Origin of the sequence: Streptomyces sp. NPDC020884, assembly GCF_044333935.1 — a bacterium.
Taxonomy (GTDB): domain Bacteria; phylum Actinomycetota; class Actinomycetes; order Streptomycetales; family Streptomycetaceae; genus Streptomyces.
On the sequence record NZ_JBIRRY010000003.1, the window covers coordinates 560,687 to 574,120 of the forward strand.

The following is a 13,434-nucleotide window of genomic DNA, read 5'->3' on the forward strand; positions in this document are numbered from 1 at the left end:
CGTGCGCCGGGCGGGACCGACCCGGACCCGCCCGGCGCACGCCCCGCCCGCCGCCCCGGCGGGATCCTCGGAAGGAGCGCCATGACGTCCCCGGAGCGGCTGTTGAGGGACGCGACCGCCGAGACGCGCGGCTGGTTCGTCCTCACGTCCGTCACGGCGGTCCTGGGCTCGGCCTGCACGCTCGCGCTCCCCTGGGCCATGGCGCGGGCCCTGGACGCGGTCGTCGCGCGGCGGCCCTCCTCGGGCCCCGTCCTCGTGTGCGCCGCCCTCCTGGCCCTCGTCGTGATCACCGGGGCCGTCCAGACCCTGGCCAACGGGGGTTACGGCTCCGGGACGGTGGCCGCCCTGCGCCGGACCCTGGCCCGGCGCGCCCTGGACGCCGGGGTGCCGGGTGCGGCGGACTTCCCCGCGGGCGATCTCGCGGGCCGCCTCTCCGCGGGCTGCGCGCAGGCGGGCTCGGCCGGGGTCACCCTGGTCACGGCCTCGGCGGCGGTGCTGACCTCGCTCGGCGGGGTGGTCGCGCTGTGGCTGCTGGACTGGCGGATCGGGCTCTGCTTCTCGCTGGGCGTGCCGCCGCTGGTGTTCATCGCCCGCATGTTCATGAACCGCAGTTCCGGGCTCTTCCTCCACTACCAGGAGACCCAGGGCAGGATCTCCGCGCTGCTGCTGGAAGCGCTCGGCGGGGCCCGCACCATCGGCGCGAGCGGCACGGCCGGGGCCGAGACGTCCCGGGTCCTGGAACCCCTGCCGGAACTGTCCCGGACCGGTCACCGGGTCTGGCGGTTGCAGCGCGACACCGGTTGGCAGGTCGGCCTGCTGATCCCCGCCGTCGAAGTGCTGGTGCTCTGCGCCGGAGGTCTCGCCCTGCTGAACGGGGACATCACCGCGGGGCAGCTCGCCGCCGTCGTGGGGTACACGGCGCTGGCGATGGGCGCGCTCGACCAGCTCGACGCGCTCTTCGCCCTCGGCATGTCGGCCGCCGGGGCGCGCCGGGTCGCCGAGGTCGTCGACCAGCCGGCCCCGGCCCCCGGCACCCGGGCCCGCCCGGCGGGCGGCCACGGCACGGTGACCCTGTCGGGAGTGACCGTACGCTCGGGCTCCCGGCTGCTCCTCGACGCCGTGGACCTCACCGTCCCGGCGGGTACGGCTCTCGCGGTGGTCGGCCGGTCCGGGGCGGGCAAGAGCACCCTGGCCGCGCTGATCGGACGGCTGAGGGACCCGGACGGGGGCGCCGTCGCCATCGACGGCGTACCGCTGCGCGAGCTGACGCCCCGCGCCCTGCACGCCGCTGTGGGGTACGCCTTCGAGCGGCCCGCGCTGTTGGGCGCCACGGTTCACGGGATGATCGCCTTCGCCCGCCCCGACGCCTCGTACGAGGACGTGGTGGCGGCCGCCGCGGCGGCCAGGGCGGACGATTTCGTCACCCGTCTCCCGCACGGCTTCGACACCCCGCTGTCCGACGCCCCGCTCTCCGGTGGCGAGGTCCAACGCCTGGGTCTGGCACGTGCGTTGGTGCACGATCCGGCGGTGATCGTCCTGGACGACGCGACGTCGAGCCTGGACACCGCCACCGAGGCGCGGGTCGACTCCGCGCTCGCCTCGGCCTGGTCGGACCGCACCCGGGTGCTGATCGCCCACCGGGTGTCGACCGCGGCGCGGGCCGACCTGGTGGCCTGGCTGGAGGACGGACGCGTGCGCGCCGTGGCGCCCCATGCCGAACTGTGGCAACGGCCCTCCTACCGGGCCCTGTTCGCGGCCGGGGCCGAGACCGACGGAGCGGCTGGGGCCGGGGCCGGAACCGACAGTGCGCCCGGGAGCGAGACCGACAGCGCGCCCGGGGCCGAGACCGACAACGCGCCCGGGGCCGGGACCGGGAGTCCGCCCGGGGCACGGACCGACAGCCCTCCCAGGGCCGGGACCGACAGCCCGCCCGGGGCCGAGCCCGGCGCTCCGCCCCCGCACCCCCGGCGGAAGACGCAACCGCAGGAGACGGCATGAGCGCCCCGCCCGCAGCGGCCCACGCCGCGGCCCCGGCCCCCATCGACCGGCGCCTGTTCGCCCGATTCCTCCGGCAGCACCGCAGAGCGGCGGCAGCGGTGACGGGATGGTCGCTGCTCGAGGCGGTCCCGGCGCTCGGCTCGGGGCTGCTGGTCGCCGCCGCCCTGGACCGGGGCTTCCTGGCGGGGCGGCCCGCCGAGGGGTTCTTCTGGATCGGGCTGCTCGGTTCCGCGATGGTGTTCCGCGCCCTGATGACGCGCGCGCTGACCCCGTGGCTGGGGCGGCTCGTGGAACCCCTCCGGGACGAGCTGGTGACCGCGGTGACCGCCGGCGCGGTGCACCGGGCCGCCGCCGGCGCGCGGGGCACGGCGGGCACCGGAGTGGCTCGGCTGACGGTGCAGGTGGAGACGGTGCGTTCGCTCGTGTCCGCCCTGCTGCGCTCGGCACGCCAGTTGGGCATCTCCCTGCTGATGGCGTTCGTGGGCCTGGCCGCCCTGTCGGCCCCGGTGGCGGCGATCACCCTGCCCCCGGTACTGCTCACCCTGCTCCTCTGTGTCCCGCGCCTGCGCGTGCTCGCCCGCCGTCAGCGCCGCCAACTCCGGGCGGAGGAACGCCTGACGGCGGCGGCGGGCGAGGCGTTCGACGGCATTCGGGACGTCGTCGCGTGCGGTGCGCGGGACCGGGTGGGCGACGACCTCACGGCCCGGATCACCGAGCACCGGGACGCGTGCCGCGCCGTCGCGCGGGCGGCCTCGGTCAACGCCCTGCTGGTGTCGCTGGGAAGTCATCTCCCCCTGCTCGTACTGCTATTGGCGGCCCCGCGCCTGCTGGGCGGGGGCACGCTGTCGGTGGGCGAACTGCTGGGCGCCACCAGCTATCTGGTGAGCGGGGTGGCGCCCGCGCTGCGCTCGCTCGTAGCCGTACTGGGCTCCTGGGGCGTGCAGTTGGCGACCGTACTGCGCCAACTGGGCCGCACCACGGACCCGTCCCCGACAGCCCCTCCCGGCCTTCCCGGCCTTCCCGGCCTTCCCGGCCTTCCCGGCCTTCCCGGCCTTCCCGGCCCTCCAGACTCCCCCGGGTCTCCAGGACCTCCCGCCCCCCGGCTACCGGTCGGGCTGCCACGATCCCCGGACCTGTCCCTGGTGGACGTCTGCTACGCGTACGGACCGGGGGCCGTCCCCGTCATCGAGGGGCTCTCCCTGGACATCCCGGCCGGAGCGCACCTGACGGTCGTCGGGCCGAGCGGCGCGGGAAAGTCGACCCTGACCACGCTGCTGGCGGGGATGGCCCGGCCGGACAGCGGACGGCTCACCCTGGGCGGTGCGGCGGCCGCCGAGGTCGACCGCACCTGGCTCCACCGCGCGGTGACGCTGATCCCGCAGGAGGCGTACGTGTTCACCGGCACCGCGCGGGACAACCTGCGCTACCTGCGGCGGGAGGCCACCGATGCCGAACTGCTGGCGTCCGCAGCCGAGGTGGGCGCTCTGGACCTCGTCGAACGGCTCGGCGGCCTGGACGCGACGGTCGGACTGGACGGACCGCCGCTGTCCTCCGGTGAGCGGCAGCTCGTCGCCCTGACGCGCGCCCATGTGTCGGACGCGTCGATCGTCCTGCTGGACGAGGCGTGCTGCCACCTCGACCCGGCGGCCGAGGAGCGCGCCGAGCGGGCGTTCGCCGCCCGGGGCGGCACGCTCGTCGTGGTGGCGCACCGCATCAGTTCGGCGCTGCGCGCCCCGCGCGTCCTGGTGCTCGACGGCGAACGCACCGCCGTCGGCACCCACGACGAACTCCTCACCCAAAGCCCCCTCTACGCCGACCTGGTGGGGCACTGGATGGCCGGCCGCGCACCGTAGGCGCTGTGGCAGACTGCACCGACTGAATGGTCCACACCACGTGTATCTGGAGTTCGGCATGACGGCAGAAGCGCCTCACCCCCCGATCGACACCAGCAAGCCCCACTCGGCCCGGGTCTACGACGCGCTGCTCGGCGGCAAGGACAACTACCCGGTGGACCAGGCGGTGGCCGAACTCCTGCCCATCGAGGCGAAGATCGGCGCCCGCCAGCAGCGCGCCTTCATGAACCGCGCGACGGCGTGGCTGGCGGCCGAAGGCGTGACGCAGTTCCTGGACATCGGGACGGGCATCCCCACCGCGCCGAACCTGCATCAGGTGGCCCAGGAGATACGCCCCTCCGCCCGGGTCGTGTACTGCGACAACGACCCCATCGTCCTGCGCCACGCGGAAGCGCTGCTGATCAGCCGGCCGGAGGGCGTGACGGACTACGTCCACGCCGACGTCCGCGAGCCCACCGCCATCCTGGACGCCGCGCGCAAGACCCTGGACTTCGACCGCCCGGTCGCCCTCTCGCTCCTGGGCCTCCTCCACTTCCTGCCGGACGCCGCGGACCCGATCGGCATCGTCCGCACGATCACGAGCTCCATGGCCTCCGGCAGTTACGTCGTGCTGTCCCACGGCGCGTCCGACGTGAACCAGCAGATCGGGCAGCAGAGCGAGGACGAGTACAAGAAGGGCGGCATCCAGCTGGCCCTGCGGACCCGCAAGGAGTTCTCGCGGTTCTTCGAGGGCCTGGAGATCGCCGCCCCCGGCCTGGTGACGGCCCCGGAGTGGTTCAACGGCACGTCCGCGCCCACTCAGGAGCACAGCGGCATCTACGTGGCCGTGGCCCGGGTCCCGTAACCGGAACGCCCACTCAACGCCCCCGGCCCCCGCCCCCGTCCGCACGGGCCTCGGCGGCGACGCGCTCCCGCCAGGACGGCGGCGGAGGTTCGGGGTCGGCCTCCGCACGGGCCTGCACGTCGGCCCAGTAGGCGCGTTGCTCCTCGCGGTGGCAGGGCCCGCAGCTGGTGACCCACGACGCATGGGGCCGGAACAGGTGCTCCTCGCCGGGCCCGTCGCAGACGGTCAGGGCCAGCGGTGGCGGCGGTCCGGGCTCGGCCGACACCACCAGGTCCGCCGTCTCCTCCGGAGGCGCGGGCAGCTTCTCCACCAGCCGGTGCCCCAGGAACCCGAAGGCCGTCCGCACCCCTTCCTCCGGCAGCCCGCTGCTCAGCGCCCGCCGCAGGTCCCCCGCGCTGACGCCCCGCCGCAGCCACTCGGCGGCGGGCGCGGCGAGCTTGCGGGCCTCGGACACCCCGAGCGAGAGCTCACGGGCCTGGTGCCGGAGCGAGAGCAACACACGCTCGGCGAGCAGCACTTCAGCCTGCACCGGCACGTGTACGGCCACCTGCGCCTCCCCTTCCGACTCGCCCTCGTCCGACTCGCCCTCGTCCGACTCGCCCTCGTCCGACTCGTCCCCTTCCGACTCCTCCCGCTCCGGCTCCGTGACCGCTTCGGTGGGTGGGTGGGAAGAGTCTTCGCCCTGTTCTTCGTCTGCGGGTAATTGACCACCGGCCACCCGACCGGTCGGCTCACCGACCGTCGGAGAGTGCGCACTCGGAGCCGACCAGGCATCGGGCACGGCGGAAGCGCCCAGGAGCTCGTACCCGTCGGCGGGCACACCGGCCCGGAGACGGGCGGCCTGGTCGTCCGTCAACGGCTGGTTGCTGAACACCTGAACAGTCCGCCAGCGCCCTCCGGCGACGGCCTCGCGCTCCTCGTGCACGTACCCGTACGTCACGAGGTCGGCCTTGGCCTTCTGGTAGGCGCGACCGGTCATACGGAGAGCGCGGGCGTGCTCGCCCAGAGCCTTGTCCCGGTCTTCCTCGGGCAGCCCCTGGACGTAGAGGACCAGGATCTTCGCGTCACTGCCGATACCCGGGTGACGCACCAGGCCGTTGGGGGCCTTCGTGTAGCTCCGAGGGGGCGGGATAACATGCGAGAGCATCGCGGGTGGACTCCAGATCCACTAGTGGTGAAGGCCCTCGGGTTGGTGCGCAAACACCCCCGGGGGCCGCCCTATGTGCCGTTGAGACCGGACACACGGAGCGTGATGTCACGATCACGGTACCGCAGAAGGTGACACCGGCGTCACTCTCCGCTTTCCTGCCGGCGGAACGCCTCACCGACTGAGAAGAACTCCCTGAACCGGCAAGCGGACTTGAAGGAGACCACGCACGTGGAGAACCAGACGCAGCCCGAACAGGCAAGCCCCCGGGTCCGCGAGCGCATCCGATCCAGCTTCGACCGCCAGGGCCTCATGACCCACCTCGGCGCCCGCCTCACCCATATCGGCCCCGGCCGCGTGCACATCACCCTCCCGGCCCGCCCCGAGGTGACCCAGCAGCACGGCTACGTACACGCGGGCGCCACCAGCGCCATCGCCGACAGCGCCGGAGGCTACGCCGCGCTCACGCTGTTCGACGAGGACTCAGAGGTCCTCACCGTCGAATACAAGATCAACCTCCTCGCGCCCGCAGCCGGTGACCACCTGGAGGCGATCGGCACCGTCCTGAAGCCGGGACGCACCCTGACGGTCTGCCAGTTGGAGGTGTACGGAGTCCAGGACGGCGGCCTCCGCAAGCTGGTCGCCAACGGCCAGCAGACCCTGATCCGCGTGACCAGGCCCGCCGATGAGGAGCGGTCCGGGCGATCAGGTGAGAAGGCTCCCGTGCCGGGGCCTGCTGAGGACGCCTGACAGAGGAACCGCCCTGAAGAGAAGGTGCGTGCCACATGATCATTGAATTCGCGAAGGACAACCTGCACGGGAGACTGCGGCGGGACCGCGAGGCGCTGCTCTGGAAACTCGAGGGCCTGTCCGCATACGACGTCCGCCGGCCTCTGACAGCGACCGGAACCAACCTCCTCGGCCTCGTCAAACACGTGGCCACCGTCGAGGCCAGGTACTTCGGCGAGGTCTTCGACCGACCTTCCCCGGAACCGCTGCCCCGGTGGCAGGACTCCGACGGCAGCGATCAGTGGGCGACCGAGGACGAGAGCCTCGATCAGATCATCGGGTTCTACCGGCGCGTCTGGGAGCACTCGGACGCGACCATCAACGCGCTTCCCCTCGACGCCCCCGGCCACGTGCCGTGGTGGCCGGAGCCCTGTCCCAACACGAACCTGTTCGCCGTCATGGTCCACGTCCTCGGCGAGTCCGTCCGGCACGCCGGGCACGCCGACATCCTGCGCGAGGGCCTCGACGGCCGGACCGGGGTGCGCGCCGAGAACGAGCAGCAGATCGACCAGGAAGCCCGTGCCGCCCACTGCGCGAAGATCGAACAGGCCGCCAGGCAGGCCACGTCCAAGACCGCATCCAGCAAGGCTTGACCGGGCCTGCGACGGTGCTGCGCTTCTCGCGGAGATCCTCGTCGGTGATCGAATCGTTGCTGCCCCCGGTACAACCACGTACGGCCCTTCCCGGTCCCACAATCAGCCGCGAGGACAGACCTCCGGCCGGTGCGCCTGCGCGCTCGGCCAGGCGGCAGGGGAAAGGGCGGGGCTCGACGATGCGCAAGACGATGTGGAGAGCGGCGGTGGCCGGCGGGGCGGTGGCCGTGTTCACCGGGGTGGCGGCGGTACCGGCCGGGGCGGCGGAGGGCGGGGTCGCCTTCTCCCGGGTCACGGTGAACGGCGGGAAGCCGATCGTGGTGGGGGTGAAGGAGGAGGTCGAGGTGTACGCGACCTTCCGGATGACGACCAAGCTGAAGTACAAGTACGGGCCGACGGTGTTTCCCTACCGGGGAAAGCTGAGCAACATGGACACGATGCACTCCGCCGTCATCGGCAGCGACTGCAAGGTCGTGAACAAGGCCACGGGCACCTGCGACTTCGAGCAGTGGCTCTACATCGACCCACGGCACACCGACTTCGGGAACGAGGACGCCGGCGCCTGGAAGACCGCCGCACGGCTCTTCCTCCCCAAGGACTCCCAGGACATCGACGACGAGAACCTCCCCCTCCAGGTCAAGCGGGCCACGAGGGTGACCGTCAACGCCACGCCGGAACCGGTCGTGAAGGGGAAGACGATCACCGTGACCGGGAAGGTCACCCGGGCGAACTGGAACACCCACACGTACCAGGGATACGGGGGCCGCTCGGTGAGCCTCCAGTTCAAGGCGGCGGGAGCCACCTCGTACAAGACGGTCAAGAAGGCCACATCGAGCAAGACGGGCGCCCTCAAGACCACGGTGAAGGCCACCGGACCGGGAACCTGGCGCTGGACGTACTACGGCAACTCCACCTCCGGCCCCAGGTCGTCGACCGGCGACTACGTCGCCACCCGCTAGCGGACGGGGTGCGGAAGCGTTCCTCCGGTGAACTCGCGGGCCCGAGCGGGTGAGCGCGGACGTCCGGGCCTCGCGGGGGCGGAGCGCCGCCGGCGGAACGCGCTGGTGATCGAGAACCTGCCGGCCTGACGCACCCACGAGCGACGGCGGTCCGCCCGAGGAGGCGACTTCATGTCACGCCGCTGAGGTTGTCTGAACACGGACAGCCGGATAGGACTGTCCGGGTGACTGATCAACGCAGCCCCGCCCGTACCGTCGTCGCGCTCTCCCTGGCCGTGATCGCCGGTTGCGCGCTCACCTACATGATCATGCTGCTGGCCGGGAGCCCCGCGGTTCAGTCGCCGCGCGTCCTGGACCAGGACGCGCTGGCGCGGGCCGTGCTCAACCACGTCAACCCCGCCGAATTCAAGGAGCCCCCGACCATCGACGACGTCACCTGCCCCGCCTCCGTCCCCGTCGAGGCGGGCCGGGAGTTCGAGTGCAGGGTCAACGGCGTCGGCGGCGACGGAACCAGCGGCCACGCCTGGGCCAAGGTGAAGATCAGGGATGATCAGGGCACCCTGTCACTGAGCTGAGGACCCGCCGGAGCGCCGGGAGAGCGACGAACTGCCCGGCTCACTCCCTCACCGCGCACTCCGCCCTCAGCCAGGCCATCTCATGCAGCAACACACCGTCCACGAACGGATCCTGAGCCGTGGGCCGCGACCGCCAGTCCAACGGCCAGGTGCCCCCGCCCAGCGCCGGAACCCCGACGAACGCGTCCCCGCGCGCGTCCCTGCTCATCGCCTCCACGCCAGGAGGCCACCGGTGCTCGGCGGCGGCTCCGGGCGCGAGCAGGAAGTACATGCTGCGCTCGCCGATGCCGGAGCGGACGATGGGCCCGGCGTTGAAGTCGGTGAACTGCATGACCTCGTACGCGATTTCCTCACCGAGCAAGCCGATGGCCCGGACGGCGTCGAAGTGAATGAAGCTGCTGTCGCGCAGGCCACTGCCCGACATCAGCTTCGTCCTGGAGATGATCGTGCTGACCCGGCCGATCGGCGGCCGCCGTGTGATGAAGGCCCAGCTCCACCATCTCGCCGATGTGGCGCGGCTCCGGCACGTACGGATCCAGTTGATGGACCCGTACCGCGAGGACCACGCGGCGCTGGACGGCCCCTTCGTCGTGCTGGAGACCGACAAGCGCCAGCAACTCGCCTATATCGAGGGGCAGGGCGGCAGCTTCTTCATCACCGAACACCCGGAATTGGGCAACCTGTTCGGCCAGTATGGCGTCACACGGGCCCAGGCTTACACTCCGGAGAGGACGCTGGAGACGATCGAGAAGATGGCAGAGGAACTATGAGCACCGACCTCCACTGGTTCAAGTCCAGCTACAGCGGCAGCCAGGGCGGCGACTGTGTAGAGGTGGCGCTCACCTGGTCCAAGTCCACCTACAGCGGCAGCGAGGGCGGCAACTGCGTCGAGGTAGCCACCTGCCCCCACACCATCCACATCCGCGACTCCAAGGACCTCACCGTCCCCGCGCTCGCCGTCTCCCCCGGCACCTGGGCGTCCTTCGTGGAGTTCGCCGCCTCCTGAGCTGCCCCAGGGCAAACAGCCCCACGCTGGAGTCAGGGCGAGGGGGCGGGGCCCGGTACTGGGGACTCGGCGGACCAGAAGCCGGAGCGGACGTTGGGGGTGGGGATCTCGCCTTCGTACGCGCGGCCGTTCGCCGCCTTCGTGGGCGCGGCCACCTTCGACTCTTCCACACAAGGGCTCGTGACCTCGAAGAACGCCTGCCCCTTGTAGCCGAACATGACGCTGATACCGAAGCCGTCTTTGGATGTGGCGATGATCTCAGGCATCTCCTTGCTCGGAATTACCATGTCGATCCGATAGCCGCTCGCCTTCCAGAAACGCTCGACCACACCAAGGAAGTTGCCCCGGCGCTGTTCGGAGATGACCGTCATCACAGTCCAGTAGCGCGTCACGTCGCAACTGCCGGTCGTCGTCGTGTAGTGGTCCCATTCGACTTCCGGCTTGATCTCCCCGACAGTCGCGTAGAACATCCCGTCGGCGCGCTCCGCCGCTCCCTGCATGTCCATGCCTGCCACTGCTCCTTTCACGTTCTTGGCACCGCCCAACAGCCCGCACCCGGCAAGCAGCGCGCCGGCCACAACCGCCGCACAGGCCAGGCGAACGGTCCGCGTGATGCGCCTCATCGATGCTCCTCCCTCACGATGTCCTCAGGACTTCCGCCGACGATCCTGGCGATGTTGGTCGCCGACACCCTGTCCTTCTCCGGATCGAAGTACTGGGAGTGGGCCTCGAACTTGCCGGCCTCGAGGACCATCCTGGGCCCGTCGTCGACCTCGAAGCGCTGTGCTCCGAACGCCTCACTCGCCGGGTCCTTGCCGAAGTACAGGTCGTCGTTGCCGACGTCGAAGAGATCACCAGCCCTCCTGCTCCCCTCGGCGCCTCCCAGCACCCAGGCGGGCCCCGCGGCGAGCGCCGACTCCCCCTTCGTGGGCAGGTGGGTGACCGGGTCGTTGTCAGCTGCGCCCACGAACACATGGTCCTTGCCCACGCCGAGTTCCGTCGCCTTCTGCGCGTCCACGCCGGGGCTGCCGAGCAGGATCACATCATCGACGCCCGGGATCCCGCCGGACTCCTTGGCGGCCGTGCCCACGGTGAGCGAGCCGTAGGAATGCCCGATCGCCGTCACATGCGGGTCCTCGTTCGCGTTCGTCGCCGAGAGGCCTGCCATGAACTCGTTGTACGCCGGGGCACCCCGTTGCGCATCGCCCTTCGACATCACGTCCACACTCTGCGGGGCGTCGTAGCCCAGCCAGATGATCGAGGCAGTGGACGGATCCACCTTCTGGGCACCGATGGCCGTGTCCTGGGCCCGCTTCATCGTGCCAGTGACGAAGTCGTCGTTGAGCTTGGTACCGAGACCGGGGACGTACGCCGCGACGTGCCTGGAGCTGTCAGGGTTGCCGTACGAGACGATCGCACGTCCGTTGCCCTCGTCCCCGATGCCCAGAAGAAACATGGGTGGGTGGCTGGGCTCCTTCAGTTTGTCCTGGATCATGCGGAGGGCGCTGAGCTTGGTCTTCGCCTCGTCGCCATCCTGCCGCGCCAGGTCGTCGATGAGGACCGGCAGGTAGTTGCGGTTCGCCTCGTCGCGGGCCATCGCCGGGATGCCATCCAGATCACCGATCAGATCCGGTGCGACCTTCAAGTACTCCTCCCGCTGTTCCTCGGTCAGCCCGTCCCACCACTTCTTGCGGTCAGCGGGATCCTTGTCCTGCGGAATGCCTTCGGCAAGGTGCATACCCGCGGTCGAGCGGACGTCGGCGGTGTCCCGGAAGACGTCCTTCAGCGTGGCCGCGGTGACATCGAGGCCCTTCTCCGCCTTCAGGCCGTTGAGAGTCTTCGCGTACCGGGCGTCGATCTCCCGCGCGGACCGTACGGCTCGGGCGATACGGTCGGCCACGCCCTGTGCCTTCGCCGCGTTCGGGTTGATCGGCTTGAAACCCGAGTAACCGGGGGAGAGCGAGTGCTGCCCCGGTGATCCGAGGCCTGGCGGTTCCAGCGGGAGACGCGAGCTGCCCTGCGAACTACCGCCCGGAGCATCCTGCTTCGCCCCGGTCAGATCCTCGACCTTGGCAGCCGGATAGCTGACGGAGCCGTCGTCGTGGACAGTGAAGTTCAGGGAGGCGGCGTCCTCAAGTGCCTGCTTCAGCTGGAGTTGGGGCTCGGCGAGATCTCCGGCAAGCCCGTTGAGCGCCGTACGGACCAGTCCGCACTCGGTCTGCACGTACTGGAAGTTGCGGCTGAGGCGCCGAAGTCTGCCGAGAGCCGCCTCGGCCGAATCGCTCTCCTGGGTATCGCGGAGCTTCGCGGACATCGCACGGTCGACCCGTGCCCCATCGGAAGCCGAACGGCTGGAGACCTCGTGCCACTTGTCGCCCGCCTGCGTGAGCTCGGAGGTCTTGAGGTCGCGCAGCTGCTGCCAAGTGAGGGATCCGGTCATCGCTTCTTATCTGCCTCGCCTGGGACGTGGACACTCTTGAGGGACGACTTGATCGCGGTCTCCGACTCCCCCATCTCCTTGGCGACCGTCAACAGGGTGCCCTTGAGCTGTTCGCACTCGTCCCGCACCTCCTGAAGGCGCGCCTCCCAGGACGTCAGCACGCTCTTGAGGGCCGTGGCGGAACTGAGACCGGCGGCTCCCGCCTCGACACCTTCGTGCCCACGCCCGAGCACCGACCGGCTCGTCTCCGCGCTGGTCCGCAGATCGCCGGCAGTGCCGGAAGCACTGGTCCAAGGACCCTTGCTGTACTTGAGGTTCCCTGTTCCGCCCGCGCCGGCCCCGGGATCATCGGACGCCGAGGCGAGCCTCATCGCGGGCCCATCTCCGTTCGGTCCGAACAACTCCTGCCAGCGCTCCGAATAGGACACGACGCTCCCCCTCTGGCTGCGTTCCATTTCTGCGCCTCGAGAGGCTAGCGCAGGTTATGCACACGTATGCGGTCGGGAACGAGTTTCAGACAAGGAAACGGCTGGGCAGGGCAGCATGCCAGACATTTCCGCTTGCTTACGCACCGGGGAGCATGGTGTGGTCGCGATGCATCTCGGGAATATGAGCACCGACCTCCACTGGTTCAAGCCCAGCAACGGCGACCCTGAAAACGGCAACTGGATCGAGGTCGCCGCTTCTGCTCCCACACCGTCCCTGTGCTCGGCATCTCCCCGACTCCTGGACGTCCCTCGTGGAGTTCGCCACCTCGTAGCAGCAAACACAGCGAAAGCGGGGACACCTCCATGGCCGGCAAGAGCAGGGACGCGAACGAGGTACTCGAACCACGCCTACGTCTGCGGGACGTTGTGGTGCGCGGGGCGGCGTACGGCGTGGGGGCTGCGGTCTGCCTAGTGGTCGCCACCTTCGTCCTCCGCGAGCACGACGCCCGTGTCGACCTGCTGGAAGCGACCACCTTTCTGGGACTGCTGACCGGCACGGTCTTCCTGGTGATCGGCCTGTTCTTCTGGGCGTCCAGCTCCGGGGACGTCCTGCGCTGGCGTGACTTCTTCACGACAAGCGGTCCCCATGAAGTGGTCTCCATCGCCGGGCCGGCACTGGTCCGCGCCGGCGTCTTCCTGCTGGCCCCTGTTCCGTTCGCCTTCGGCCTGGGCGAACTCGTCGCGTCCGCCGCGTACGGCTCCTGGCTGTGGGGGGCCTGAGGCCCCCGGCTGCCACGGGACC

Annotated in this window: 15 protein-coding genes; 10 read left to right on the plus strand and 5 right to left on the minus strand. The window is 70.6% G+C overall.

Features of this window, described 5'->3' with window-relative positions; genetic code table 11:
* Positions 1-81 precede the first annotated feature (81 nt).
* The 3 genes from ACH4UK_RS13525 to ACH4UK_RS13535 are packed head-to-tail and all read left to right on the plus strand — an operon-like array spanning position 82 to position 4,695.
* Positions 82-1,998 carry an ABC transporter ATP-binding protein gene (locus ACH4UK_RS13525; protein WP_398356177.1) on the plus strand — a complete coding sequence of 639 codons (1,917 nt, stop codon included), beginning with the start codon at positions 82-84 and terminating at the stop codon, positions 1,996-1,998.
* Entirely contained in the window at positions 1,995-3,851 is a 1,857-nt protein-coding gene (locus ACH4UK_RS13530; protein ID WP_398356178.1) for an ATP-binding cassette domain-containing protein, read from the plus strand. The genes ACH4UK_RS13525 and ACH4UK_RS13530 overlap by 4 nt, the downstream gene beginning before the upstream one ends.
* A 58-nt stretch (positions 3,852-3,909) precedes the next feature.
* A complete protein-coding gene (locus tag ACH4UK_RS13535; protein ID WP_398356179.1) occupies positions 3,910-4,695 on the plus strand; it encodes an SAM-dependent methyltransferase in 786 nt (261 codons plus the stop codon).
* Between the two features lie 13 nt (positions 4,696-4,708).
* Here ACH4UK_RS13535 and ACH4UK_RS13540 read toward each other — a convergent pair whose 3' ends face one another.
* The gene (locus tag ACH4UK_RS13540; protein ID WP_398356180.1) at positions 4,709-5,842 is read right to left on the minus strand and encodes a hypothetical protein; all 1,134 of its coding nucleotides are present in this window, start codon (positions 5,840-5,842) and stop codon (positions 4,709-4,711) included.
* Between the two features lie 231 nt (positions 5,843-6,073).
* Here ACH4UK_RS13540 and ACH4UK_RS13545 point away from each other — a divergent pair, with 231 nt between their 5' ends.
* The 4 genes from ACH4UK_RS13545 to ACH4UK_RS13560 all read left to right on the plus strand — a co-directional run bounded on the left by ACH4UK_RS13545 (position 6,074) and on the right by ACH4UK_RS13560 (position 8,758).
* Positions 6,074-6,592 (plus strand): PaaI family thioesterase, encoded by a 519-nt coding sequence (locus tag ACH4UK_RS13545; protein WP_398356181.1) that lies wholly within the window; start codon positions 6,074-6,076, stop codon positions 6,590-6,592.
* Between the two features lie 35 nt (positions 6,593-6,627).
* Entirely contained in the window at positions 6,628-7,224 is a 597-nt protein-coding gene (locus ACH4UK_RS13550; RefSeq protein WP_398356182.1) for a DinB family protein, read from the plus strand.
* Between the two features lie 179 nt (positions 7,225-7,403).
* Positions 7,404-8,183 (plus strand): hypothetical protein, encoded by a 780-nt coding sequence (locus ACH4UK_RS13555; RefSeq protein ID WP_398356183.1) that lies wholly within the window; start codon positions 7,404-7,406, stop codon positions 8,181-8,183.
* 224 nt (positions 8,184-8,407) lie between these two features.
* Positions 8,408-8,758, plus strand: a complete 351-nt coding sequence (locus tag ACH4UK_RS13560) for a DUF4333 domain-containing protein (protein WP_398356184.1) — start codon at positions 8,408-8,410, stop codon at positions 8,756-8,758.
* Between the two features lie 40 nt (positions 8,759-8,798).
* Here the strand turns inward: ACH4UK_RS13560 and ACH4UK_RS13565 are convergent, their stop codons facing one another.
* On the minus strand, positions 8,799-9,182 hold the full coding sequence (locus ACH4UK_RS13565) for a hypothetical protein (protein ID WP_398356185.1): 384 nt from the start codon (positions 9,180-9,182) through the stop codon (positions 8,799-8,801).
* Between ACH4UK_RS13565 and ACH4UK_RS13570 the strand changes: the two genes are divergently transcribed.
* Positions 9,148-9,528 carry a DUF5753 domain-containing protein gene (locus ACH4UK_RS13570; protein WP_398356186.1) on the plus strand — a complete coding sequence of 127 codons (381 nt, stop codon included), beginning with the start codon at positions 9,148-9,150 and terminating at the stop codon, positions 9,526-9,528. The two genes, ACH4UK_RS13565 and ACH4UK_RS13570, sit on opposite strands and share 35 nt — an antisense overlap.
* Entirely contained in the window at positions 9,525-9,764 is a 240-nt protein-coding gene (locus tag ACH4UK_RS13575; protein ID WP_398356187.1) for a DUF397 domain-containing protein, read from the plus strand. Before ACH4UK_RS13570 ends, ACH4UK_RS13575 begins: the two co-directional genes overlap by 4 nt.
* A gap of 32 nt (positions 9,765-9,796) precedes the next feature.
* Here ACH4UK_RS13575 and ACH4UK_RS13580 read toward each other — a convergent pair whose 3' ends face one another.
* Genes ACH4UK_RS13580 through ACH4UK_RS13590 form a run of 3 tightly spaced genes read right to left on the minus strand, consistent with a single transcriptional unit; the run spans position 9,797 to position 12,632 of the window.
* Positions 9,797-10,387: a hypothetical protein gene (locus tag ACH4UK_RS13580; RefSeq protein ID WP_398356188.1), complete on the minus strand. Its 591-nt coding sequence runs from the start codon at positions 10,385-10,387 to the stop codon at positions 9,797-9,799.
* On the minus strand, positions 10,384-12,204 hold the full coding sequence (locus ACH4UK_RS13585; RefSeq protein WP_398356189.1) for an alpha/beta hydrolase: 1,821 nt from the start codon (positions 12,202-12,204) through the stop codon (positions 10,384-10,386). The genes ACH4UK_RS13580 and ACH4UK_RS13585 overlap by 4 nt, the downstream gene beginning before the upstream one ends.
* Positions 12,201-12,632, minus strand: a complete 432-nt coding sequence (locus ACH4UK_RS13590; protein WP_398356190.1) for a hypothetical protein — start codon at positions 12,630-12,632, stop codon at positions 12,201-12,203. The genes ACH4UK_RS13585 and ACH4UK_RS13590 overlap by 4 nt, the downstream gene beginning before the upstream one ends.
* A 363-nt stretch (positions 12,633-12,995) precedes the next feature.
* Between ACH4UK_RS13590 and ACH4UK_RS13595 the strand changes: the two genes are divergently transcribed.
* Positions 12,996-13,412 carry a DUF6336 family protein gene (locus tag ACH4UK_RS13595; RefSeq protein WP_398356191.1) on the plus strand — a complete coding sequence of 139 codons (417 nt, stop codon included), beginning with the start codon at positions 12,996-12,998 and terminating at the stop codon, positions 13,410-13,412.
* The last annotated feature ends 22 nt before the right edge of the window (positions 13,413-13,434 follow it).

What these genes read in the sequence shown, in the direction of transcription:
- ACH4UK_RS13525 (WP_398356177.1), top strand. Translation starts at nt 82, where the DNA reads ATGACGTCCCCGGAGCGGCTGTTGAGGGACGCGACCGCCGAGACGCGC.
- ACH4UK_RS13530 (WP_398356178.1), top strand. Translation starts at nt 1,995, where the DNA reads ATGAGCGCCCCGCCCGCAGCGGCCCACGCCGCGGCCCCGGCCCCCATC.
- ACH4UK_RS13535 (WP_398356179.1), top strand. Translation starts at nt 3,910, where the DNA reads ATGACGGCAGAAGCGCCTCACCCCCCGATCGACACCAGCAAGCCCCAC.
- ACH4UK_RS13540 (WP_398356180.1), bottom strand. Translation starts at nt 5,842, where the DNA reads ATGCTCTCGCATGTTATCCCGCCCCCTCGGAGCTACACGAAGGCCCCC.
- ACH4UK_RS13550 (WP_398356182.1), top strand. Translation starts at nt 6,628, where the DNA reads ATGATCATTGAATTCGCGAAGGACAACCTGCACGGGAGACTGCGGCGG.
- ACH4UK_RS13555 (WP_398356183.1), top strand. Translation starts at nt 7,404, where the DNA reads ATGCGCAAGACGATGTGGAGAGCGGCGGTGGCCGGCGGGGCGGTGGCC.
- ACH4UK_RS13570 (WP_398356186.1), top strand. Translation starts at nt 9,148, where the DNA reads ATGAAGCTGCTGTCGCGCAGGCCACTGCCCGACATCAGCTTCGTCCTG.
- ACH4UK_RS13565 (WP_398356185.1), bottom strand. Translation starts at nt 9,182, where the DNA reads ATGTCGGGCAGTGGCCTGCGCGACAGCAGCTTCATTCACTTCGACGCC.
- ACH4UK_RS13575 (WP_398356187.1), top strand. Translation starts at nt 9,525, where the DNA reads ATGAGCACCGACCTCCACTGGTTCAAGTCCAGCTACAGCGGCAGCCAG.
- ACH4UK_RS13580 (WP_398356188.1), bottom strand. Translation starts at nt 10,387, where the DNA reads ATGAGGCGCATCACGCGGACCGTTCGCCTGGCCTGTGCGGCGGTTGTG.
- ACH4UK_RS13585 (WP_398356189.1), bottom strand. Translation starts at nt 12,204, where the DNA reads ATGACCGGATCCCTCACTTGGCAGCAGCTGCGCGACCTCAAGACCTCC.
- ACH4UK_RS13595 (WP_398356191.1), top strand. Translation starts at nt 12,996, where the DNA reads ATGGCCGGCAAGAGCAGGGACGCGAACGAGGTACTCGAACCACGCCTA.